General features: G+C 53.6%; 24 protein-coding genes. 20 read left to right on the top strand and 4 right to left on the bottom strand.

Annotated features, from left to right (window positions below):
- The coding region (locus CO251_RS17660) for a hypothetical protein (protein WP_207654680.1) at positions 1-247 on the top strand (247 nt) is incomplete at its 5' end.
- A gap of 53 nt (positions 248-300) precedes the next feature.
- Here CO251_RS17660 and CO251_RS11915 read toward each other — a convergent pair.
- Complete coding sequence (locus tag CO251_RS11915) at positions 301-957, bottom strand: DUF5666 domain-containing protein (protein WP_103376043.1); 657 nt, start codon at positions 955-957, stop codon at positions 301-303.
- Between the two features lie 93 nt (positions 958-1,050).
- Between CO251_RS11915 and CO251_RS11920 the strand changes: the two genes are divergently transcribed.
- The 7 genes from CO251_RS11920 to rsmI are packed head-to-tail and all read left to right on the top strand — an operon-like array spanning position 1,051 to position 6,656.
- On the top strand, positions 1,051-2,472 hold the full coding sequence (locus CO251_RS11920; RefSeq protein WP_103376044.1) for a hypothetical protein: 1,422 nt from the start codon (positions 1,051-1,053) through the stop codon (positions 2,470-2,472).
- Positions 2,473-2,483: 11 nt separating this feature from the next.
- Positions 2,484-3,908, top strand: coding sequence for an aminotransferase class I/II-fold pyridoxal phosphate-dependent enzyme (locus CO251_RS11925; RefSeq protein ID WP_158246321.1), 1,425 nt, complete (start codon positions 2,484-2,486; stop codon positions 3,906-3,908).
- Positions 3,878-4,492 carry a dTMP kinase gene (tmk, locus tag CO251_RS11930; protein ID WP_103376046.1) on the top strand — a complete coding sequence of 205 codons (615 nt, stop codon included), beginning with the start codon at positions 3,878-3,880 and terminating at the stop codon, positions 4,490-4,492. Before CO251_RS11925 ends, tmk begins: the two co-directional genes overlap by 31 nt.
- Positions 4,493-4,508: 16 nt before the next feature.
- The gene (locus tag CO251_RS11935; protein WP_103376047.1) at positions 4,509-4,835 is read left to right on the top strand and encodes a cyclic-di-AMP receptor; all 327 of its coding nucleotides are present in this window, start codon (positions 4,509-4,511) and stop codon (positions 4,833-4,835) included.
- Positions 4,801-5,550 (top strand): DNA polymerase III subunit delta', encoded by a 750-nt coding sequence (locus CO251_RS11940; RefSeq protein ID WP_146039077.1) that lies wholly within the window; start codon positions 4,801-4,803, stop codon positions 5,548-5,550. Before CO251_RS11935 ends, CO251_RS11940 begins: the two co-directional genes overlap by 35 nt.
- Positions 5,540-5,803: a GIY-YIG nuclease family protein gene (locus tag CO251_RS11945; RefSeq protein WP_103376049.1), complete on the top strand. Its 264-nt coding sequence runs from the start codon at positions 5,540-5,542 to the stop codon at positions 5,801-5,803. The genes CO251_RS11940 and CO251_RS11945 overlap by 11 nt, the downstream gene beginning before the upstream one ends.
- Positions 5,796-6,656: a 16S rRNA (cytidine(1402)-2'-O)-methyltransferase gene (rsmI, locus tag CO251_RS11950; RefSeq protein ID WP_242968577.1), complete on the top strand. Its 861-nt coding sequence runs from the start codon at positions 5,796-5,798 to the stop codon at positions 6,654-6,656. The genes CO251_RS11945 and rsmI overlap by 8 nt, the downstream gene beginning before the upstream one ends.
- Here the strand turns inward: rsmI and CO251_RS11955 are convergent.
- The 3 genes from CO251_RS11955 to CO251_RS11965 all read right to left on the bottom strand — a co-directional run bounded on the left by CO251_RS11955 (position 6,653) and on the right by CO251_RS11965 (position 8,409).
- Positions 6,653-6,901 (bottom strand): AbrB/MazE/SpoVT family DNA-binding domain-containing protein, encoded by a 249-nt coding sequence (locus tag CO251_RS11955; RefSeq protein ID WP_103376051.1) that lies wholly within the window; start codon positions 6,899-6,901, stop codon positions 6,653-6,655. The two genes, rsmI and CO251_RS11955, sit on opposite strands and share 4 nt — an antisense overlap.
- Before the next feature lie 122 nt (positions 6,902-7,023).
- Positions 7,024-7,425, bottom strand: coding sequence for a hypothetical protein (locus tag CO251_RS11960; RefSeq protein WP_103376052.1), 402 nt, complete (start codon positions 7,423-7,425; stop codon positions 7,024-7,026).
- Between the two features lie 75 nt (positions 7,426-7,500).
- A complete protein-coding gene (locus tag CO251_RS11965) occupies positions 7,501-8,409 on the bottom strand; it encodes a DMT family transporter (protein WP_103376150.1) in 909 nt (302 codons plus the stop codon).
- Between the two features lie 402 nt (positions 8,410-8,811).
- On the opposite strand from CO251_RS11965, the gene metG reads away from it, so the two are divergent.
- The 12 genes from metG to ilvA all read left to right on the top strand — a co-directional run bounded on the left by metG (position 8,812) and on the right by ilvA (position 21,780).
- A complete protein-coding gene (gene metG / locus CO251_RS11970) occupies positions 8,812-10,719 on the top strand; it encodes a methionine--tRNA ligase (RefSeq protein WP_103376053.1) in 1,908 nt (635 codons plus the stop codon).
- A complete protein-coding gene (locus tag CO251_RS11975; protein WP_103376054.1) occupies positions 10,716-11,489 on the top strand; it encodes a TatD family hydrolase in 774 nt (257 codons plus the stop codon). The genes metG and CO251_RS11975 overlap by 4 nt, the downstream gene beginning before the upstream one ends.
- A 104-nt stretch (positions 11,490-11,593) precedes the next feature.
- A complete protein-coding gene (locus CO251_RS11980; RefSeq protein ID WP_103376055.1) occupies positions 11,594-12,580 on the top strand; it encodes a 3D domain-containing protein in 987 nt (328 codons plus the stop codon).
- Between the two features lie 16 nt (positions 12,581-12,596).
- On the top strand, positions 12,597-13,463 hold the full coding sequence (gene rsmA, locus CO251_RS11985; RefSeq protein ID WP_103376056.1) for a 16S rRNA (adenine(1518)-N(6)/adenine(1519)-N(6))-dimethyltransferase RsmA: 867 nt from the start codon (positions 12,597-12,599) through the stop codon (positions 13,461-13,463).
- A gap of 10 nt (positions 13,464-13,473) precedes the next feature.
- Entirely contained in the window at positions 13,474-13,944 is a 471-nt protein-coding gene (locus CO251_RS11990; RefSeq protein ID WP_103376057.1) for a ribonuclease H-like YkuK family protein, read from the top strand.
- Between the two features lie 152 nt (positions 13,945-14,096).
- On the top strand, positions 14,097-14,360 hold the full coding sequence (locus CO251_RS11995) for a Veg family protein (protein ID WP_173677105.1): 264 nt from the start codon (positions 14,097-14,099) through the stop codon (positions 14,358-14,360).
- Between the two features lie 99 nt (positions 14,361-14,459).
- Positions 14,460-15,320 carry a cyanophycinase gene (locus tag CO251_RS12000; RefSeq protein ID WP_242968578.1) on the top strand — a complete coding sequence of 287 codons (861 nt, stop codon included), beginning with the start codon at positions 14,460-14,462 and terminating at the stop codon, positions 15,318-15,320.
- A complete protein-coding gene (cphA, locus tag CO251_RS12005; RefSeq protein ID WP_242968579.1) occupies positions 15,310-17,946 on the top strand; it encodes a cyanophycin synthetase in 2,637 nt (878 codons plus the stop codon). Before CO251_RS12000 ends, cphA begins: the two co-directional genes overlap by 11 nt.
- A gap of 62 nt (positions 17,947-18,008) precedes the next feature.
- Positions 18,009-18,902 (top strand): 4-(cytidine 5'-diphospho)-2-C-methyl-D-erythritol kinase, encoded by an 894-nt coding sequence (ispE, locus tag CO251_RS17250; RefSeq protein ID WP_158246322.1) that lies wholly within the window; start codon positions 18,009-18,011, stop codon positions 18,900-18,902.
- Positions 18,899-19,669, top strand: coding sequence for a nucleotidyltransferase family protein (locus tag CO251_RS12010; RefSeq protein ID WP_158246323.1), 771 nt, complete (start codon positions 18,899-18,901; stop codon positions 19,667-19,669). The genes ispE and CO251_RS12010 overlap by 4 nt, the downstream gene beginning before the upstream one ends.
- Before the next feature lie 16 nt (positions 19,670-19,685).
- On the top strand, positions 19,686-20,570 hold the full coding sequence (gene purR / locus CO251_RS12015; RefSeq protein WP_242968580.1) for a pur operon repressor: 885 nt from the start codon (positions 19,686-19,688) through the stop codon (positions 20,568-20,570).
- Positions 20,557-21,780, top strand: coding sequence for a threonine ammonia-lyase (ilvA, locus tag CO251_RS12020; RefSeq protein ID WP_103376061.1), 1,224 nt, complete (start codon positions 20,557-20,559; stop codon positions 21,778-21,780). Before purR ends, ilvA begins: the two co-directional genes overlap by 14 nt.
- Positions 21,781-21,807 lie beyond the last annotated feature (27 nt).

A 21,807-nucleotide genomic window follows, 5' to 3' on the forward strand; every position in this document is an offset into this window, starting at 1 on the left:
CCCCGAGCAGACGAATCCTGTGAGGACTGCGGGTCCCGTTAGGGGCCGAGAAAAGCCGAAAGAGATTATCGTAGGTTTTTTTAACCAGGCTACCGGAGGAGTGTTTTTAGGCGCGCTGATCGATAACCTGATGATGCCATCTGAACCGCGCTCTCAGACATGCTTAGGCTTGTCTTACGCCCTATACGCAAGGGCCCGTGGCCGGGTGGCCGCGGGACCCTTGCGTATAGGGCGTCGCCTGGTATGAACCCCCTGCGGCTCACAGCGAGGTGATGAGTGGTTGGCTCCTCGTCATTCCCATTAGACTTTGGGGTTGGCCGACGAGGTTTCTTGCGAAAGCACCATGACGGAAAGCGCTACGAGACCTTGGGATTCGCTATGTGCTTGGGGCATAACCCAAACACGAACCGTGGCGCCTGGGGTCAGTTTGGACCAGTCGCCTTGGGGCACGTAAATAGCGGTATGGCTCGTCAGCGCAATATTGGCCGCTTGCGGTTGGTTAGGGATTGATACGGTAATCACAGACGGACTAATTTGTCTAATTGTGCCCGTGATAGGGGGGAAGGAGACGTGGACCAATTGGGCGATAACCTGGTTGTCGGCGGTGCCTTGGCCGCGTACATAGACGCGGTACCCGGGTTTTAGATATTTCATGCCTTTGGGACCCGTTATCGGCGGTTCGCCTGGTGTGACGTATTGAGTTTTGTCTGTAAGCTGCACGTTACGGGATAAGGTGGTGAGGTTGCCGTGAGGATCTTCTAATGCTAACGACACGGAATGGTCGCTGTAACTAGTGATTTCTCCGCGCATGGCGACTTGAATCGCCGGCTGCCCTGTCACCGCTCGCGATAGCGCCGCGGTTGATCCGCTTGAGGCATAATGCACCACAACAAACGCGACAAGAAGCGCCATCAGCCAGCCAGCGGTTCTGCGGGACATCGAAAATTTTTGCTTCATGTCCATCCCTCCTGTGTTACGAGATATTCGTAAGCAGGAGTTTTTAGTCCGAGTTGCGAACAACCTCAGTAAGAAAACTTTAGGAGTATGCCAATGCCGACGCGAATTGATCATCGAGTATTAGGGTGGATGTTGGTCTTATTAGCCGCGAGTATGATTTGGGCACATGATATGCATACGGGGCTCAGTGGGGACGTGTATTGGCAGTGGGAGGCCGGACGTTATATGTTGGCACACCACATGGTTTTGCATCGGGATGTGTTTTCCTATACGCTTTTTCATAAGCCGTGGGTGACCGAAGAATGGGGTTATGAAGTGTTGTTGGCCGCCGTGGTCAAGGGTTTTGGCCCTGTTGGCTTTTGGTTACTATCGGCGGGCGTGGGCACGGCAACGGTGGTTCTTTTATCATGGTTATTACATCTTCGGGGCACGCATGGGATTAAGAATGGCTTGTTGGTGTTGATGGCAACCCCCGGACTTTTAGTATTTGTCAAAGACCGCCCGCAAACGCTGAGTTATGCGCTCTTTGTCCTCATGCTTATTATTTTAACGAAATCCCGTAAGAACCCTCATATCTTATGGGCCGCGGTTCCTTTGCTATGGTTTTGGACCAATGTGCATGGCAGTTTTCTCTTAGGGTTCTTGTCGCTAGGGTTGGAGGGGCTGTGGGGACGCTTACCTGTTAATACCCAGCGCGTGATGACCCCGCCGACGCAAGTGGGTGGCAAACAGTGGGCCACGGTGTTCGTTGTGGCGTTGTTGTTGTCGTTTCTCAATCCCAATGGTCCTGGCCTTTGGGCCTACTCATGGCACGTCACGTTTTCCCACCGTATTTCAGATATCATTGCGGAATGGCAATCGCCGGATTTTCACGATGTGTCCATGGTGCTTCTGATCTTAGTTCCTATGTTTGTGCTGGTGCTATGGTCATTATTTGGAGACACGCCTATGCCCTGGCCCGATTTCTTTTTGGCAGCGGGGCTCTTTTATGCCACTATGAAGTCGGTACGATTTCTTCCCTACTGGGATCTACAGTGGCCTGTGTTATTGGGAGTGATGGTGGCCCCCTGGGAATTTCGGCGCGCTTCAGGGTGGATTGGAGCGCCTTTTGTGGCCGCATTAAGTGTTGTCATCGTGTTGGCCCACCCGATTGTTTCTGCTGGAGTGGAAAGCGGGGAACCTGTGCTTGCCGCGAACTATCTGCAACACCACTCCGGACATGTCTTTAATATGTATCATTGGGGAGGATACCTCATTTATCGACACATTCCGGTCTTTATTGATGGCCGCACAGATTTTTATCTCCAAGGGCCGGAAATTACCCAATACATGGATGTGAAAAACCTGACAACTAATCCCACTAACCTGTGGACACGCTATAATATTCGCTATGTGCTGTGGGCTCCAGGCACGGCGCTGGCGACCTATTTACTGAGCCAGCCCGCCCATTGGAGGGTGGTAATCCGGACGAAAACTGCTATCTTATTCCAGCACCGGGGATTATGGCACGCATAGGGGGAAAGACTGTGTCGGCTGAGCAGCCATTGATTGCGGCGCTGCAGCGTTACAAAGATGAGAGGAAAGCGCGGTGGCACACGCCGGGTCACAAAGGGCAAGCGCCCATGGGGCTCGTCGACGGGGCATCAGATGTGACTGAGGTTGGGGAGTTGACCCCTAAATCCCACCGCCGCGATCCGTTGCATACCTCAGAGGATTTGATGGCCAAAACTTTTGGGACGCTGCGCACATGGTACTCGGTTCAAGGAGCGACGTTGCCTGTTATGGCCTCCATCTTGGCGGCGTGTCGGCCAGGCGATACCGTGTTAGTTGACCGCAATGCGCACCGTAGCGTGTTGTCGGGTCTTGTGTTGGCCGGGGCTCGTCCGCTATGGATCTATCCTGCATTGGGGCCCGGGGCCTATGTGTTGCCTGTTCCCGATAAGGTCCGGGCCCAGATGATACGCCGTCATAAGCCTAAAGCCGTTATTGTGACGAATCCGACCTACGATGGATTATCCGCCTCGCTCAAAGAATCCGTTGCCGCCTGTCAGGCGCTGCAGATTCCGTTGATTGTAGATGAAGCCCATGGTACCCATTTTTTTGGCCACAGGGGCTTTCCGTTGTCCGCTCTTTCGCAGGGTGCGGATCTCGTATGTCATGGGACGCACAAAACAGAACCCGTCTTGACCCAGACAGGGTTATTGCACCAAAATACGTCCCGGGTCAGCACTGAGCAAATACAACAGGCGTGGGACTTGTTGGCCACATCCAGTCCGTCATATCTGCTCATGGCCTCTCTCGACACCTTGCAAGGGCTGCGCCAGACCCCAGCGTATCATGCACGGTGGGAAGCGTTAGCCGATGCGGCTCATAAAGTGTGGGATGATTTGGAGAAGAAGGACGTCCTCGTCTTACAAAAATGGTGGAGAGATCAGGGGGGCATGGCGGATCCAGCCAAATTGACCCTCATAGGGACGGGAGATGCGCTGCTAAGCCATCTGCGCCAATACGGGGAACCCGAAAAGGCGGACCCGTTTGGCGTGACATTGGTGCTGACTCCCTACGACGAGTGGCCGGTTCTGGAGCAGGCGATACGCGGGATAGGGGGTGGCATGGCTGGCAATGTATGGCCGGATCTCGCACAGTGGCCGCAAGCCGAAATGCTGCTGTCTCCAGCAGAAGCGATGCGTCAACCGCGCGAGTGGGTGCCGGTGCGCGAGGCTTGCGGGCGCATAGCAGCGGCGCCCGTGACACCCTATCCGCCTGGCGTGCCGGTCATTATGCCGGGAGAGCGTATAGATTCGGCCATGATATCATGGCTTCAAAGCGCATCTGCTTGGTGTGGGCAAAAGACGGGGGACGTGCAGGGATTTGCTCCCCCGCCTGAGGGAACCTTAGCGAAAGAAGGAGAACAAGGTCTATGGGTGACCAGCGAAGTCGTGGGCAATTAATTACGTTTGAAGGCTTAGAAAAAGTGGGAAAGAGCACGCAGATTCGTCATTTATCCGTGTGGCTACGGTCACAAGGCTATAGCGTAACAGTCGTACGCGAACCTGGGGGGACGATGCTCGGCGAAACACTTCGGGGCATGCTCTTGCATACCGTACAGATACATAGCCCACATGCCGAGTTTTTGCTCTTTGCTGCCGCGCGAGCCGAACTGGTGGCCACGGTTATTGCTCCGGCGATGGCAGAAGGCCATATTGTCATTGTGGACCGGTTTGCAGATTCCTCCGTCGCATATCAAGGTTTTGGACGCGGCTTAGATGTAAAATGGATTACAATGGTCAATCAGCAAGTGATGCAAGGGATTGAACCCGATGTGACATTTTGGTTGCGAGGCCCGTCGTTTGCTCGCGGGGAAGACAACATGGAGCGTCAAGACGAACAATTTTTTGCTCGGGTTGAGCAGGGCTATTTAGCGTTGGCACAGGCAAACCCTACGCGGTGGCAGATTATTGATAGCCAGCGCCCGGTGGAGGTTGTCGGTCAAGACATTCAAAGCATACTCCACCATATGTGGAGCGAACATTGAGAGGAGGCTGGATGGAGTGAAATTGGTGATTGCCATTTTACAAGATAAGGACGCGTCCCAAGCGGTGACCGAATTGAACCGACGGGGATTTCGCGCCACGAAGCTAGCCAGTACGGGAGGATTCTTGCGGGAAGGCAACACCACCATATTAGTGGGGATTGAGGAAAAGGATGTCGAAGCGGTCATTCACATTCTGAAGCGCACGTCGGCCGCACGACAGGAAACGCTGACGCCACAGACGCCGAGCCACAGCGGTGAACCGTATATTCCTTTTCCAGTGGAAGTGACGGTGGGGGGCGCCACCATTTTTGTTGTCGACATTGACCGTTATGAAAAGTTTTAACAGCCTTTATGTAGCGTCATGGCCTGCTGTGGCCCAAGCCTGGCAGCACAAGGTGTTAGGACAGACGTTGCTTCTGATGGGAACGGACGATGACGTGCGTCGTCTAGCCGAGGCCATAGCCCGCCAGCTCCTATGTGAAGCAACGGGCGAGGTCGGGTGCACGTGTCGTTCCTGCCTTCGAAAATTGGAAGAGCACCCCGATCTCGTCCATGTGCAACCCGAAAAGATGCGCATTCGTCGCGAGCGCTTGGTGCCCGTGTTGCACAGTCTATTTCGCTTGCCGTTATGGGCCCCACGCCAAGTGGTGTGGATTGAGCAAGCTGACAGCATGACCGAAGCGTCCCAGAATTACCTTTTAAAGAGCTTAGAAGAGCCACCGCCCTATGTGACATTTATTCTAGCCACTAACCAGCCTGCGGGATTACTGGAAACAGTCCGCAGTCGCTGTCAGATCGTGCGTGCGCCCAGGACCCCCGAACAAAACGCTTTGGACCAAAACTTCTCACCTGACAAGCTGCTAGAACAAAATCCTTTAACCCCGACAGGTGTGATTGATCTGGCCTACTGGGCTAAAGCACGATTTCGAGAGACTGGAAACCCAGGGTATTTATCACTGTGGGATGCCGCGTTTCAAGCGTTTCACCATATGGAATCGAACGGCAATGCCGAGATTGCGCGCGAAATTTTAGCGAGTGTCTATAGCCATGTGCGATAAGCAAGAGGCAAGCTGGTGGGTTTATATATTGCTTTGTGAAGATGGTTCTTTTTATACGGGCATTGCGCGCAATGTCGCGAAACGATTTGCTGCGCATCAGAAAGGACGAGGCGCCCGCTATACAAGGGCGCATCGACCTGTTAAAGTTTGGTGTCAATTTGGGCCCTATTCTCACACTCTCGCCTTACAAGAAGAACGACGGCTAAAAAAATTATCCCATCATGCCAAGGAGGCCTTGCAAGCGATTGGCTAACGCAGAAGAACGCAGGTGGGTGGAGCCAGGCCATGTCTATTTGGTGGGCACTCCCATTGGTAATTTAGAAGATTTTTCTCCCCGAGGACAAGCCGTATTGCGGCAGGTGGACCGTATTTTATGTGAGGACACCCGCGAAACAGAGATTTTGTGCCGCCAATTTGGCATCACTCGACCGCTCGTGTCATTTCACGCGCATAATGCACAAAAACGCTTGCCGTTGATTGCCCAATGGTTAACAGAGGGCCAAAGTTTGGCGATGGTCTCCGATCGAGGCATGCCTGCTGTCTCCGATCCGGGACAAGAATTGGTCGCGTTTTTGTACCAACACGCATGGCCTTTTACGGTAGTGCCTGGACCGTCGGCCCAAGTGGTGGCCTATGCGGCGTCCGGCTATCCCCATCCCTATGTCTTTTGGGGGTTTTTGCCCAGCGCTGGTAAAGCGCGTGCCGAGCGCGTGGCGGAGATTGCGGCCTCGGCATTTACGGGTGTGCTGTACATTGCACCGCACCATATGGAGAAGACCTTAGAAACCTTGGCCAAAGCCCTAGGCTCTCATCGACAAGTGACCGTTGGTAGAGAATTGACGAAGCGCTTTGAGGAATTTTGGCAAGGAACTCTGGGAGATTTGTTAGCACAAGAGCGCATGTGGCGCGGGGAGCTTGTCCTTGTGCTGGCGCCGCCTAGGGAAGTGGTGCAAGAAACCGATTGGGAAGCGTGTATGCGCGCGGTAGAAGAGCGGGTTGAGGCCGGAGAAAAAACAAAAGAGGCGATAGAATATATCGCCTCAACCCATCACGTCTCACGCCGAGAGCTATATAATCGCATTCAAAGTATGCGGCGAAACAATTAGACCGCTTCGATGTGAAGGCTCGTGAGACAGTCATGGCAAATGTTCTTGCCGCGGAAGGTTTCAATGTTGTCAGCGTTGCCGCAGAAAATGCAAGCGGGCTCGTACTTCCGGAGTACAATCATTTCCCCGTCGACATAGATTTCAAGTGAATCTTTGTCCTCAATGCGTAAGGTGCGCCGCAATTCGATGGGCAATACAACCCGACCTAGCTCGTCCACCTTCCGAACAATTCCCGTTGATTTCATGCGTGTCCACTCCTTTATTCGACAATCTGTTGGAAGCATCATACCAGAAATTCCAAATTATAGTCAATGGATCTGGACAATTTGTCGAGAAACATCCTGGAAAAAAATACAAAAGGGAAGGCCTACACCATTTTTTCTGGGTCGTCTTTTTCGAAAAAGCGCGTCCAAAACCCTCGGACGATGACAATGGCGGCAATAGCCAAAGCCGTGGACAGCATGCCATGGAGATTATGATTGAGAGCCAATTGGCGGGCCATGACGGTGGCTACGATATCCAACAACTTGGGCGGGGAGAGGTGACGGAACAAATCGCGCATCTCGACGAGCAGAACCAACGTGAAAATATCATCCAGCACTTCGCGTAAGTGCGACAGCAGAACACCGGGATGTTCCGCAATAACCGCCCAGTGGGCAAGAAATGCGATGATCCCGAATACGAGCGTCAGTAAAATGAGCAGTTCAATTACCCAGCGTAGCCAGTAGCTGACATGGCGTGTCGCCCGCAATAAGGCTTTAGGCACCATCGTCTCATTGCACTCCTTTAATTGTCTATAAGTCGGTGGCGCAGGGCCTCCTGCCCCTAATCAAAATTTTCCCCATTAACGGGGTGTTTGCGGTCTTGCCGGGGAGAATTCGACATCGTGTGAATGAAGATGCTGCCAGGTCACCAACGCTAGTGCCAAGAAAATGGCCGTCATCCCCATGCCTTCAAACAACCCCGGACGTTCTCCTAGCTGAAGCCATGCCGCTAGGACGCCAATTAAGGGGCTAAAGAGCGTGGCCATACCCGCCATCCCCGGGGGGAGGCGGTCGACGGCATACGCCCAGAGCAATAAGGCAATAGCGCTGCCGGGAATCGCATTATAGAGGAGAGCTCCGATGAATAGAGGGGTCCAATGAATGCGCAAGGGTTCTAACCAAAACGCGAGCAGAATCAAAGCCAGTCCCCCCACGGCGGTTTGCCATGCCGTGACGGCGATGATGTCCGTTTGTGGCGGGGCGGCGCGTTTTTGCCAGACCGCTGAGGCGGCCCAAAAGACCCCTGAGAGCAGGGCTAAGAGAGTGCCTAAGGTATGGGGCTGTGTATGCCATGGCTTGAGAATGAAGACCAATCCGACTAGTGCCAAAGTTAAGGCGGGCCATTGGAGTCCGTGCACGCGTTCGCCGAGAAGCGGCCAGGCCAAAATAATCAGCCAAAGTGGCATCATGTAGACGAGCATGGCCGTCTGCCCGGCTCCACCGAATTGGAGAGCCCATAAGGCAAACCCAACAAATCCTGTCGTTTGCAGCAAGCCTAAAGGAATGACATAACGCCACGTGGGGGCTTTTAGGGGGCGCTTGGTGGCAATGCCAACCCCGAACAAGACGATGACGCCGCCCAAGACTCTGAACGCCGCAAAATAGAGCGGCGGCGCATCAACAAGAGCCGATTTCATGATGACCCAGTTATATCCCCAAATAAGGGTCAAAAGTGCCAGAGCAAGGAGGGGGCGAGTTGTTGAGCGCATCGGATTCACAAGAGAAAGCTCCTATCTATTCCATATGATGAGTCGGAACCAACAATGGCATTATTTTAGCATAGCGCTGGGTCGTCTGTTCTCACGGCAACACCCGCCGTATTTGACGGTATGGGTCCTTTTCAGTATAATTCGGTTACTTGCAACGACAGGGAGCGCTTATTGTTGTATCCGCTTAAGCGAGCCGGAGAGGGTGTGAGTTCGGCCGGATTTCAATAAGTTATGGCCCTTGAGCAGGGACGTGAAGTCAGTAGCGTTCCCGGTGTCGCCGTTATCCGACAAAAAGGCCCCAGGGTAAACAAGGGTGGTACCGCGGCATGATGTCCGCCCCTTGATGGTGGGTCATTTTTTTTGGGGTGACGGAGATTTCAGATCGACGAATGGAGGCTTTTGATGACGAATAAGAATACCTGGTATATCACGACGCCCATTTACTATCCGAGCGATAATCTGCATATTGGGCATGCCTACACAACCGTGGCAGCCGATGCGTTGGCACGGTTTCACCGTCTTAAAGGGGAACCTGTGTGGTTTGTAACGGGCACAGATGAGCACGGGCAAAAGATTGCGCAAAAGGCTCAAGAGGCCCAGGTGAGTCCGAAGCAATTTGTTGACAAGATTGTTCATTTCATTCAAGACCCCTTATGGCGTTCTTTGGGTATTTCTTACAATCGTTTTATTCGGACCACTGACCCCGACCATTATCAGGTCGTGCAGCAAATTTTCTTGACGCTGCAAGAGCGGGGGGACATTTATAAGGGCGAATATGAGGGCTGGTATTGCTTGCCCGATGAAACATTTTGGACAGAATCCAAGTTGGTGGATGGAAAGTGCCCCGACTGTGGACGGCCTGTGGAGCGCGTCAAACAATCCAGTTACTTCTTCCGGATGAGTCGATACCAAGATCGCATGATTCAGCACATATTGGACCATCCCGACTTTATCCAGCCTGCTAGCCGACGTAACGAAATGTTGAGTTTTTTGGAGGCGGGATTGGAAGATTTGTCGATATCGCGCACGGGTCTCGCGTGGGGAATTCCGGTGCCCAACGACCCGGATCATGTGATTTACGTGTGGTTTGATGCGCTGTCTAACTATTTGACGGCTGCCGGCTACCTCACCGATCCGGAACGGTTTAGCCAGATTTGGCCGCCAGATGTGCAAATTGTGGGAAAGGAAATTGTTCGCTTCCACACCATTATTTGGCCCATCATGCTAATGGCGTTAAATCTTCCCCTCCCGCAGCGGGTGTTTGGCCATGGCTGGCTTTTGATTGGTGATACCAAGATGTCAAAGTCTCGTGGCAATGCGGTCGATCCCATTGTGTTGAGCCAGACCTACGGCGTGGATGCCGTGCGCTATTTTCTTCTCCGGGAAGTCCCGTTTGGGGCCGACGGTAGCTATACCGAAGATGCTTTACGGCTGCGGTTTAATGTCGACTTGGCCAATGACCTAGGCAATCTTTTAAGCCGTACCACGGCAATGATTGAACGATTTTCCAATGGGGTAATTCCCCAGCCCCATGCCTTTGGCCCTGAGGACAAACGGCTTGGTCAAATCGCCGCGGAAATTTATGAGCAGGTCGACAAGGCAATGCATCAGCTCTTGATTTCGGACGCTTTAAGTCAGATTTACCGTTTGGTGCACGCCGCTAATAAGTATATTGAGGAACGGGCGCCGTGGAGTTTGGCGAAAGATCCGGCACGAAAAGAGGAGCTGGAGAATGTTTTATATAATTTGGCCGAGTCGTTGCGTGTGGTGTCAGTCCTGTTGACCCCATTCCTGATTGAGACGCCTCAGAAAATCCGTGCGCAGCTAGGGGTAGACCAGCCCGTGGAATCCTACCGGGAAGCGATTTATGGCGGATTTCAAGGGGGCGAGCGCATTCGCCGAGGGGATCCGCTGTTTCCCCGCTTGGATTTGCGCGAAGAGACCGCAGCAGAGGTTAAGCTGCCGGCTGAGGTTCCGGCGTCTGAGGAGTTCATTACGTTGGAAGACTTCCAGAAGATCCAGCTGCGCGTAGGCACTGTTCGTCAGGCAGAACCCGTAAAAGGCGCCGATCGCTTGCTGAAGTTGACCGTGTTTGATGGCGAGCGCGAACGGACCATTGTATCGGGCATTAAAGCCTATTATGAGCCCGAAGCGTTAATTGGGCAGCAAGTGGTCTTGGTGGCGAATCTAAAGCCGGTGAAATTGCGTGGGATTTTAAGTGAAGGCATGCTGTTAGCGGGATCTCAGGGTCAGCAGTTAAGCATTGTCAGTCCCGCCAGGCCGTTGCCGGAAGGAGCGCGCGTAAAGTGACGTTGACTTGTTTTGATTCGCATTGCCATTTGCAAGATGAAGCGTTTCAGGAGGACCGAGAAGAGGCGTATCACCGCGCCCGGGCACAAAACATCGGGATGATTGTCCCAGGCTATACGATTGAGTCCTCCATTCAAGCTGTGCAATTTGCCCAAACCCACGAAGGGGTTTGGGCTTTGGTGGGCGTGCATCCGCACGATGCCGCAACGTTTACAGCTCACGACTTAAAGGAATTAGAGCGGCTCGCCTCTGAACCGAAAGTGGTGGGGATTGGGGAAATCGGTCTAGATTATCATTATATGAATAGTCCTAAAGAGACGCAGAAAGAGGTGTTTTTGGCACAAGTCGAGTTGGCGAAGCGAACAGCGCTCCCTGTTTCGGTGCATTCGCGAGAGGCAGAATCAGACACGGTGGAGATTTTGCGCCAAGTGCCAGGAATTCAAGGAGTCCTGCATTGTTTTACAGGAGATGAATCCTTTGCCGCCAATCTTTTGGCGTTAGGCTTCTACATTTCTTTTGCGGGGCCCATTTCGTTCAAAAGTGCGCATGCTCTGCGTCAAGTCGTCACACAGGTGCCGTCCGACCGACTCCTTATTGAAACCGACTCCCCGTATTTGTCGCCTGCGCCGTGGCGTGGCCAACGCAATGAGCCCTTGCGGGTGATTCGTGTGGCGGAAGTGGTAGCCGCTCAAAAAAATTTTTCGACACAGCAGGTATTTGCGCAGACCACGGCGAATATATTAAATGCTTTTCCTCTTATCGGAGGATAGTTCCAATTATTGGATATTATGGAGGTGAATGGTAGCGGAGGAACGCTGACGAAAGTTGGCTGATTCACCGAAGAGAAAAGAAGGATGATAAAGGAGGACAGCTTTTGGCTACATGGAGTTTTAAGGCGATGCGTCCTTGGTTATTTGGGGCCCTCGCGGCGACAGCCATTGGCACGGGGCTGGTGACTACGCAATATAGGCCGGTGGAGATTCAAGTCTACAGTCCGGCGGGTGCGAGGACCCTTAAACTTTGGACTTTCCGCTCGAAGGTCCGGAATATTCTGGCTCAGGCTAAAATTGCCGCGAGTGCACGCGATGTGGTGCGTGTAAAGACCTCATCGGCGGGAACTAAAACCATTGCGATTCGCGAAGCCATACCGGTTTGGGTGCGTACAGCCCATCACCATTTCAAATATTGGACCACAGATTATCACGTTGGCAGTGTTCTGTCGGCGCTTGGCATCAAACTCGGTCCATTAGACAAAGTCCGGCCCCCGTTGACCGCATCGCTTGTGGCTGGAGCGCATGTGGATGTTATCCGGCAATGGCTGGAAAATAAGACGATCACGTCAAGTTTGCCTTTTAGCGTTACATATCGTCCTGATCCCAATCTTATCAAGGGGCATCGCCAAATCTTACAGAACGGCCGCAAAGGTTTGGTGGCGACGACGGTACAATATCTTGTCCAAGATGGTACGCCGCTGCATAACAAAGTGGTGGCTAAAAAACTTATTCAGCCCCCGTCGCCTGAGGTGGTTGCGTATGGCACGGCTCAGCCCATCACCATTAACGGGCAGACCATGATGATCACAAAGCAGATGTACATGGTCAGCACGGGTTATTGGCCTAATCCCTCATGGTCTACTGGTCTCACAGCGAGTGGCACACCGGCCCATTATGGAGTGGCGGCGGTCGATCCGAGTGTCATCCCGTTAGGAACGCAGCTTTATATTCCGGGTTATGGCTATGCTGTGGCTTTGGACACGGGGTCTGCGATTATCGGCAACCGCATTGATTTATGTTTCAATGATCAAGGGCAAGCTATGGATTGGGGAGTACAGCCTTTAATGGTGGATATTCTCGGAAATTAGATGAAGAAGGTGGGCGTTGACGGCGAAGTTTATAGACCCACGCTCTCCACAAGGCCTGTATGAGGTGCTAGCGCATGTTGGGTTGCGGCCGAATAAACAACTGGGTCAGCATTTTTTGACTGACCCGACAGTGTTTGAGAAAATGGCGGCTCAAGTGGCTAGCACCCATCCTCAATGGGTGCTAGAAATTGGTCCAGGGCCCGGCGGGCTCACGGTTTCTTTATTGGAAAAAGGTTTGAACGTGGTTGCCGTGGAGTTAGATGGGGCATGGGCTAGGTGGCTGCAGGACTCCTTAGCGAAAGAATTTCCGGAACAGCTGAGCGTAATTCATGCTGATGCGGTGACTACGTCATGGCAAGGCTTAGCGCTTGCACGTCAAGGCCGATTTAATATTTGTGGGAATTTGCCGTATTATGTGTCCTCGGCGCTCATGGCTAAGCTTTTCGAGGATGTGACGACATGGGATACGGCCATCGTCATGTTGCAAAAAGAAGTGGCGTTAAGGCTCGTGGCTGAGCCTGGCCAGCGTCAAACCTCTGCGCTCAGTGTCTTGCTGCGCTATGTGGCCCATGTTGAGGCATTAATGCCTGTCGCGCGTGCAGCCTTTTCACCCCCTCCAGATGTTGACTCATTTGTGATACAATTAACGCGAAGACCGTCGCCTATGGTGCCGTTGACCGCTTTGCAATGGGTGGTGCATTCGGCCTTTTCACATCGCCGCAAAATGATACGGCAGTCGTTAGCCATGGCGCCCGGATCGGCGTGGAATGCTCAAGGCTGGACCGAAGTGCTGCAGCATGCGGGTCTGGACGCAGCGAAACGTCCAGAAGCCCTTAGCTGGCAGGAGTGGATTGCGTTAGCCAAACTGGTTGCAACCAAGTGAGGTGGTCCTTGTGGTGTTCGAGAGTCCCTCCAAGGGACGGTTGACGCTCGAGAGTATGTACGGCGAAATTTTGAGTTATATCGCTGAGGCCCCCAATGCGCGCTACAAACTGATTATTGGTTCCGATTCCCACACCCGCCATGAGACCGTTTTTGTGACGGCTGTCGTCATACACCGCATGGGCAAAGGGGGTCGGTACTTTTTTAATAAATCCCACCGTCGCGCCATTAAAAGCTTGCGTCAAAAAATCATGTACGAGACCTCTTTAAGCCTGAATGTGGCAGCTCAACTGACAGGGCTTTTGGAAAAGTCTGGTCTTCCCGATCTCGATGTGGAAATCCATATTGACGTGGGTCAGCAAGGCGACACCAAGGAATTGATTCGCGAGATTGTAGGAATGGTAACGGGCAGTGGCTACCATGCGGCCATTAAGCCCTATTCCTTTGGTGCCTCTAAAGTCGCTGACAAGTATACGAAATAGCGAAGGCGACAAAAAGTTTATGGCATAGCCAAATTTTCTCTTGACCATGGCTAGATAGAGTTGGTAGAATAGTTATCTTTACTTGACACGCGAAGAAATAAATGTTAGGATATCTTTGTTGCCCTTCATCAGTTGAGGAAGGAAGTGAGCGCGTGGCGGCAAAAAGCGTCCTCGAAGATATAAAAAAGGAACTCGACTCTCATGTGGGAGAAAAGATTCGTGTAAAGGCCAATAAAGGCCGCAAGAAGGTTGACGAAAAGGAAGGGATTTTAGAAAAAACCTACCCCCATATCTTTATCGTCAAGATCGAAGAGGAACACCTTTCCGAACGAGGTGAACGGCGCGTGTCGTATTCGTATACGGACGTGTTAACCGAAACGGTAGAGCTTATACTTCCTGAATCTCTGTCCAATTAATCAAGTTTTGGGGTCTCCGTGACGAGACCAAATTTTCGCATAGAAATTTGTTGGGCTGAACACAATAGAGAACGCCTTGAGGCGTTCTCTTTTTACGTTTTGCGATGGGGGGAGACCTTTATTGGTCCGTTACTAATTATCGGCGGAAAAGAAGACAAGAGAACGACACCAGACGTTCTCTTGACCCTGACAGATTTGGTACGAGAAGTTGAGCGACCGAAGCGCATTGGTGTCGTGACAACGGCATCCACAATGGGGGAAGACGCCTATGCGACGTACCAACACGCCTTTAGTGCATTAGGGGTCCACGATGTGGTGCCATTTCTTATCAGTTCCCGCCTTCAAGCCCAGAGTCATGAGTGGTCCACGCGCCTTGAAAGGTGTGCCGCGGTTTTCTTTGTGGGAGGCGATCAGCTGCGGATTACAAGCCTTTTAGGGGGAACGGCCTTTCACCAAGCGTTACGGGGTCAGTGGGACAAGGGCTTAATTATTGCAGGCACATCAGCGGGTGCTTCCATGATGTCATCGACCATGATTGTGGAAGGATTCGCCCAAGCCCCGCCGTCCCGTGCTGTGGTGCGTATGGCAGCGGGAATGGGGCTGTGGGATAACGTGGTGATTGATCAGCATTTTACCCAGCGCGGGCGTATCGGCCGTCTGCTTGCGGCGGTAGCTCAAAATCCTGCTGTGTTGGGCGTAGGCATTGATGAGGATACCGCTTTGTTGGTCGATCTGAATACCCAAAACATGACGGTCTACGGCTCGCAAAATGTCACGATTCTTGACGGGCGGTTTGTGGAAGAGACCAATGTGCAAGAATCAGGGCCCACGCAAGCCCTGACTCTGACCCATGTGAGGCTGCATGTGTTGGCGCAAGGGTATGGCCTTCACCTTAGTTCCCGGCAGCCATTTGCGCACCGGGCCGGACATCTGCAGGAGGAGGAACGCGGTGAAGATTGAACAACTGAGATTTTATGACGGGCCCAATCGCCATACGCTGCATAGTGCCATAGAGGCGATTGTGCAACTCGGCGGGTACGGAGAGTATCCGACGAACCATCGTCCGGATTTTACCCAACGATTGCTGCGTCTAGCACCCGGATTGCAAGACCATGTCTGTTCGAAAGGATACCCAGGCGGGTTTGTGGACCGGCTTCATGAAGGCACTTATCTGGGCCATGTGGTGGAGCATTTAGCCTTAGAGTTGCTGTTTCTTGCGGGAGAGGATGGGCATTACGGAAAGACGCGGCAAATTACTGGAACGGACCTTGTTCGTATTGTCTTTGAAAGTGGAACCCAGCCAGGCGGAGCTGAGGCTTTGAGCGCTGCGGTCCACATCATACGCGCTTTATGGGACGACAGGACTGGGGATGATGAACTGGCCATGCAAGTGACCAGTGTGGTCGAGGCCATTCGTGGCTTTCAGTTTGGACCGTCGACGCAAGCCATTATTGAGGCAGCGCGAGCGCGAGACATTCCGGTGAAGCGTCTTAATGATGCGAACTATCTGCGGTTAGGGCTCGGCGCCGCTCAACGGCGGGTGATGGCCGCGATGACGGACCAGACCTCCGTGATCGCGGCAGATGTGTGTCAAGATAAAGGGTTAACGAAGCAGTTGCTCGGTCGCCAAGGCATTCCGGTACCCGTTGGCTATGTGGTGAACTCTTGGCAACAGGCTAGGGAGGCAGCGGCCCATTTAGGGTATCCCTTGGTGGTTAAACCCAATGCTGGACAACAGGGCCGGGGCGTGACAACGGGCGTGCGTTCGGAGGAGGAACTGCATAAGGCGTTTGATTGGGCTCAGCAAGAACAGAGCCAGGTGTTGATTGAAGAACAGATATTTGGGGCTCCCTACCGCGTATTGGTGGTGCACGACCGCGTGGTGGCAGCAAGTTTGCGTCGCCCGCCCACGGTCGAAGGCGACGGCATCCATACGATTTCTTTTCTGCTAGAAGAGGCCAATCGCGATCCGCGGCGGCGCGCTGAGCACTTAGGACCCTTGAGCTTTATTGGGGAAGATGAGGGGTTATGGACGGCATTGGCGCATCAAGATCTCACATTGCAATCCATTCCTGCGGCGGGACAAGTCGTATTGCTACGTGAAACGGCGAATTTGTCTAGCGGAGGGGACGCCTGTGATGTGACAGACGAGTTAGGCGCGGAGTTCCAGGAGGATATCGTGCGAGCTGTACGGGCGATAGGGCTGGATGTGGCTGGAGTGGACGTCATAGCAGACGATATTCAAAAACCTTTAACGGCTACGGGCGGACGGGTCATTGAAATTAATGCGGCACCCGGATTAAGAATGCATCTCTATCCCTCTCAAGGGGCGTCTAGGGCCGTGGGCGAGGCGATTGTCGATGCCCTATTTAAGGGCCATGATGGACGTATTCCCGTGTGCGCTGTTACCGGCACCAACGGGAAAACCACAGTGACGCGTATGCTGGCTCATATTTGGCGGCAGACCGGAAAAATTGTGGGTGCTACGACGACGGACGGGATTATGATTGGCGATCGCCAGATTCAGTCGGGCGATTTAACTGGTCCTTGGTCAGCCGATGTGGTGTTGGGCGACAAGACGACGGAAGTGGCGATATTGGAAACGGCCCGCGGGGGCATGGCTCGGTATGGACTGGGCTTTCATGATTGCGACGTCGCCGTTGTGACGAACATTGGGGCGGACCATCTCGGTCAGGATGACATTGACACGCTAGACGATCTCACCCACTTAAAAGCTTTGATAGTGGACGTGACCAGACCCACAGGCGCTTGCGTGCTGAATGCGGATGACCTTCGGGTGGCGTCGATGGCGCATAGGACGAAGGCACGTATCGTCTGGTTTTCTTTGCGCGAGGATAATCCGATTGTACTGGACCATTTGGCATCGGGAGGGGAAGCAGTGGTGTTGAGCCGGGGGTTTTTGGTCTACCGCCACGGGACCCAGGCGCGGCGCATTATTGGCGGACGCGCGTTGCCAGCGAGTTGGCGAGGACGTGTGACTTTCAACGTGCAAAATGCCATGGCCGCTGCCGCTGCCGCTTTAGCCATGGGACTGGAGCCGGCATTTATTGGGCGGAGCCTCGCTTCTTTCGATGTGGGCCAGGAGCGGCAAAATCCGGGACGTTTGGAGTTGATGCAGGGGGAGATGGTAGATGTCCTATTGGATTATGCCCACAATCAACCGGCATTGGCGGCACTGGGCGATGTCGTACGTGCTTTAGGATACCCTCATGTGACGACAGTTTTGGGGCTACCAGGAGACCGACGCAACCAAGACCTCATGCACGCGGTCCAAGAAGCGCAAAATTTCTCCGATTATCTGGTCATCCGAGAAGATGAAGATTTGAGGGGGCGTAGGCCGGGAGAGATGGCGCAATTAATGGTCGAAACGTTACAGAACGACCATATCTCCGCCAATCAATGGACGGTGGTGTTGAATGAAGCGGAGGCGGTCAAGCAAGCAGTGACCATGGCTCCGTCAGGCAGCCTGGTGGTCGCCTTGTTTGAGCATTATGAAGGGGCCCGGCAAGCGGCTCTCGAGGCGTTAGGCACGAGAGCCCAGGAATCGGTCAAATCATTGGCGTGACAATCCTTGGCGCGGTCATCTTTAGCTCGCGGGCACTTTGGTGTAAGATACTCCCAGTACGCGTGAGGGAGGGGACGGCCACGCCGCGAAGTAGTTGGCGGCTTCGAGCCAATGCCAAGATTAATTTAGGACTATGGGTGGGGCCCCGTGACGCACGGGGCTATCATCCTGTGCGCACGCTGATGCAGACCATTGGACTTGCGGATACCATAGACATTGAAGTGGCTGACCACTATCAGCTTCAAGCGCCCAAGATTACCGGCGATCCTGAGGGTAATTTAATCACGAAAGCCTACCGGATGGGCCAACAGTATGCTCCCGGCCAGGTTCCTTCTGTGGCCGTCGTGTGCTGCAAGCATATTCCAACAGGAGCGGGGCTTGGGGGTGGGAGTGCCGATGCGGCTGCGATGCTGCGCTGGATTCACGAGGTCGCACCACAAACCCATTTGGCTGGAGAAGCCGCTCAGTTAGGTATGGATGTGCCGTTTCTTCTCGAGGGAGGTACAGCCATCGCGGAGGGATATGGCGAGCAGGTGCGGTTTTTGCCGGCGTTGCCGACCTGGGGCGTGTTGCTCGCATTCCCGAATGTCAGTATCTCAACGGCCCGCGCTTACCAAGCATTCGACGAATTGCCGGCAGCAAACGATGGAAGCGACAACGATCCGGAGATGTGGGTTCGGGCCCTGCGCCAAGATGCGCCAGTACCGGCATTTTACAATGCCTTAGAGCGCGCGGCATGGGCTATCGAGCCAGCAGTGCATGCGTTCAAAGAACGATTGCAGCAACTGACGGGCTTAATCTGGACGTTGTCGGGCAGTGGGTCGGCGTATTTCACCTTGCATCGGGATTTAGAGTTGTTGCAGCGTGCACATCGCACTTTGCGCAAGCATGGCATACCATGGACACAAGTGACGCAGTTTGCGCCGGCTGTGCCGGTAAAGGAGTGGACATCATGAATCAGCGTCCGGCAATTGTGCTAGCAGGACAACGCAACGATGGTCGCCTGGCCAGCTTATCTGCCTTTCAATGGGAGGCAGAAATCAGGGTGGGTGGTCGCGCTCTGGTGGAATACGTCGTGGACGCTTTGCGACAATCGGGCCGCATTGCGCCGATTGTTGTGGTAGGACCCTCGTCGTTGCCACTGCACGATGTAATCTGGGCGCCTGTCCATGATGAAATGTTTGCTAATGTCATTAGCGGTTTGGATTGTGTGGGGGACGGACCGGTTTTAATCGCGACGGCAGACGTGCCGTTTTTAACGCCTGAGGCGGTCAGCGCTTTTGTCGACGCGGCGGACGACCACTACGACGTGGTCTATCCTATCATCGAAAAATCCTTAGTAGAGGCGCGGTTTCCGCAAACGCAAAGGACCTATGTGCGACTAGTGGATGGCACCTTTACAGGGGGGAATATCTTCATGGTCCGTAAAGAAGCGGTATTGCGGAGCCGTACGGCTGTAACCGAATTGCTGGAACATCGCAAATCCCCCAGGCGTTTAGCTGGAGATATCGGTCTAGGAATTTTGGTGAAGTGGTTAATCGGCCGCTTAGGCATCGAAGACGCACAAAAGCGGGTGGCGCAGTTGTTAGGGATTAAGGGGCAAGCATTAATCTTTGACTATCCTGAAGTGGGCGTCGATGTTGACAAACCCCAGGACTGGGAAATGGCAGACCGCCTGTTGGGCAATGGGCAGAGCGCTCCGGCCTCAGTGCAACAGCCATAAGAGCCAAGGAGAGATTATGCGAGAGGGAGACACAACGACGGATATTAAGGCATCAGGGCGGATACAGGTCCGGTACAAACGGCTTTTAGCCCTGACGAGCTATTTGTTCACACATCCTCATACACAGTGGAGTCTTACGGAACTGAGTGCGGCTTTGCACGTAGCAAAGTCAACGCTGTCCGAGGACTTATTATTTATTAAAGGCATTTTAGAAGAGACGGGGCAAGGAACTGTTGTGACTCATGTGGGAGCGCAAGGGGGCGTCATGTTTGTGCCGGCCCTCGACCGAGTGCGGGCATCAGAAACCTTAGCGGCATGGACGGCGCGGTTAACAGAGCCAGACCGATTGACCGCCGATGGATTTCTCTATATGACCGATTTGCTTTTCGAACCCCGGATGATAGAGCCCATGGGAGAGCTGTTGGCCTTTCCATTCCGCCAGCAAAAAGTGGATGTGGTGGCGACAGTGGAAACCAAGGGCATTCCGTTGGCGATGGCGTGTGCCAAAGCCCTAGGCACGGACGTGGTGTTGATTCGGCGTGATAGCCGCTTGTCGGAGGGGTCGGCGGTCTCTATCAACTACCTGTCCGGGTCTTCGCGGCGTATTCAATCGATGTCACTGGCCAGGCGGGCTCTCGGGCGAGAGAGTCGGGTGCTGTTTGTGGACGATTTTATGAAAGCCGGGGGAACGGCACGCGCGGCAGCAGACCTCTTAGGGGAATTTGGGGCGCAGGTCGTGGGGGCGGGAGTTTTAGTCGCCACGAGGGAACCGACGCATAAACTGATTGGAAAGTTTTGGAGCCTTTTAGAATGGGATGAGACTCTGTCCACGGTCGTTCCCAGCGTATGGGCAAAGGACTTATGCGCAGAAAGAAAGGGAGACACTGATGACCGACATTGATAGTATTACCCTCGAAAGCGTCCGCCAAGCGGCCCAAGCCTTACAAGGCGTGACGGTCGTGACCCCTTTGCAGGAGTCGGTGTACATTAATGATTTGCTTGGGGCCCGGGTATTTTTCAAACTCGAAAACTTACAGCGAACGGGGTCGTTCAAGCTCCGGGGGGCGTATAACCGGTTGCGCCAATTAACCCCAGAAGAACTCAAAAGAGGCGTGATAGCCGCATCGGCCGGCAATCATGCCCAGGGTGTGGCATTGGCAGCGGGGCTGGTGGGAACGACATCGAGAATCTATATGCCCGAAGGCGCATCTCTCACCAAAATTGAGGCCACGCGAAATTATGGCGCGGAGATTTGTCTGTTTGGGGAAACCTTTGATGATGCCTATCAAGAAGCTTTGCGGGTGTCTGAGACGACGGGGCGCATTATGGTTCCCGCCTTTAACGATCCCATGATTATTGCCGGGCAAGGCACTGTTGCGCTGGAAATGCTCGATGAACGGCCCAACTTGGACGTCTTGGTGGTGCCGGTCGGTGGTGGGGGGTTAATTGGCGGTATCGCGATGGCGGCCAAGGCTCAAAACTGCCGTGTCAAAGTCATTGGCGTGCAAACAGAATCTGTGCCCGCAATGGCCCAATCGCGCAAGGCGGGGCGGCTTGTTCCTGCCAGCAATGGTCGGACGATAGCGGACGGAATTGCCGTGAAAACCCCTGGCGATTTGACCTATGCTTTGGTCGAGCGTTACGTTGACGACATTGTCACCGTGTCCGAGCAGGAGATCTCTCGTGCGATTCTCATTTTTTTGGAACGCAGTAAACTTGTCGTGGAAGGGGCTGGAGCCGTCGGCTTGGCCGCCATGCTAGCGGGCAAGATCCCCCTAGGGATGGGAACCGTGGGTGTGGTGGTGAGTGGCGGCAACATTGATGTGACGCTGCTCAACCGGATCATTGAGAAAGGCCTCGTGGAAGAAGGGCGTCAAGTCCACTTGAAAACTACCGTAGGAGATCGTCCGGGACAATTGGCGAAGGTACTACGGCGGGTGGCTGAATTGCATGCCAATGTCATTCGGGTTGAGCATGAAAGGTGGAGTCCCACGCTATCTCCCGCGGAAGTGGCCATTCAAATGGTGCTGGAGACAAGAAACCGTGAACATGTTCAGGAAATTGTCGAGAATTTGCGGATAGATGGATATAATGTGTCGATTCAGAGCTGACGGAGTGAATATATATACTAAATTTTT

This window comes from Sulfobacillus sp. hq2, from assembly GCF_002903155.1.
Lineage (GTDB): Bacteria > Bacillota > Sulfobacillia > Sulfobacillales > Sulfobacillaceae > Sulfobacillus > Sulfobacillus thermotolerans.

Excerpts from the sequence above, each read along its gene's own strand:
- CO251_RS11915 (WP_103376043.1), bottom strand. The coding sequence starts at position 957 with ATGAAGCAAAAATTTTCGATGTCCCGCAGAACCGCTGGCTGGCTGATG.
- CO251_RS11920 (WP_103376044.1), top strand. The coding sequence starts at position 1,051 with ATGCCGACGCGAATTGATCATCGAGTATTAGGGTGGATGTTGGTCTTA.
- tmk (WP_103376046.1), top strand. The coding sequence starts at position 3,878 with ATGGGTGACCAGCGAAGTCGTGGGCAATTAATTACGTTTGAAGGCTTA.
- CO251_RS11945 (WP_103376049.1), top strand. The coding sequence starts at position 5,540 with ATGTGCGATAAGCAAGAGGCAAGCTGGTGGGTTTATATATTGCTTTGT.
- CO251_RS11955 (WP_103376051.1), bottom strand. The coding sequence starts at position 6,901 with ATGAAATCAACGGGAATTGTTCGGAAGGTGGACGAGCTAGGTCGGGTT.
- CO251_RS11960 (WP_103376052.1), bottom strand. The coding sequence starts at position 7,425 with ATGGTGCCTAAAGCCTTATTGCGGGCGACACGCCATGTCAGCTACTGG.
- CO251_RS11965 (WP_103376150.1), bottom strand. The coding sequence starts at position 8,409 with ATGCGCTCAACAACTCGCCCCCTCCTTGCTCTGGCACTTTTGACCCTT.
- metG (WP_103376053.1), top strand. The coding sequence starts at position 8,812 with ATGACGAATAAGAATACCTGGTATATCACGACGCCCATTTACTATCCG.
- CO251_RS12010 (WP_158246323.1), top strand. The coding sequence starts at position 18,899 with ATGAATCAGCGTCCGGCAATTGTGCTAGCAGGACAACGCAACGATGGT.
- purR (WP_242968580.1), top strand. The coding sequence starts at position 19,686 with ATGCGAGAGGGAGACACAACGACGGATATTAAGGCATCAGGGCGGATA.
- ilvA (WP_103376061.1), top strand. The coding sequence starts at position 20,557 with ATGACCGACATTGATAGTATTACCCTCGAAAGCGTCCGCCAAGCGGCC.